General features: G+C 66.1%; 2 pseudogenes. Both read right to left on the bottom strand.

What is annotated here, in order from left to right:
* Positions 1-162 (bottom strand): annotated as a pseudogene (locus EN874_RS34985) (ABC transporter substrate-binding protein); the annotation flags it as partial.
* Positions 159-383, bottom strand: a pseudogene (locus EN874_RS34980) (SDR family oxidoreductase); the annotation flags it as partial. The pseudogenes EN874_RS34985 and EN874_RS34980, both read right to left, overlap by 4 nt.

The following is a 383-nucleotide window of genomic DNA, read 5'->3' as shown; positions in this document are numbered from 1 at the left end:
GGCCGAGGTGATGGCCAAGGAGGAGCCGCCGAGATTTGCGGCACGCGGCCCGTCGGCGGTGAGGCTGGGCATCGGGTAGACGCCCCACTTGCCGCTCTCCTTCGGCGATTCGGTGCGGATCGTGCCTTCATACCAGCCGCCATAGACCTGGCTGGCGACACGGCGCCCGTGATCGAGGCCGCGTCGTCCGACGCGAGGAACAAACAGAGCGCGGCAACCTGCTCGACCGTGACGAACTGCTTGGTGGGCTGCGCGGCCAACAGAACATCCTTGATCACCTGCTGCTCGGTGATCCCGCGGGCCTTGGCCGTGTCGGGTATCTGCTTCTCGACAAGCGGCGTGAGCACGTAGCCGGGGCAAACAGCGTTGACCGTAATGCCTTG

Source organism: Mesorhizobium sp. M1D.F.Ca.ET.231.01.1.1 (genome assembly GCF_003999155.2).
GTDB lineage: Bacteria > Pseudomonadota > Alphaproteobacteria > Rhizobiales > Rhizobiaceae > Mesorhizobium.
This window is presented reverse-complemented; position numbering and strand designations above follow the sequence as displayed.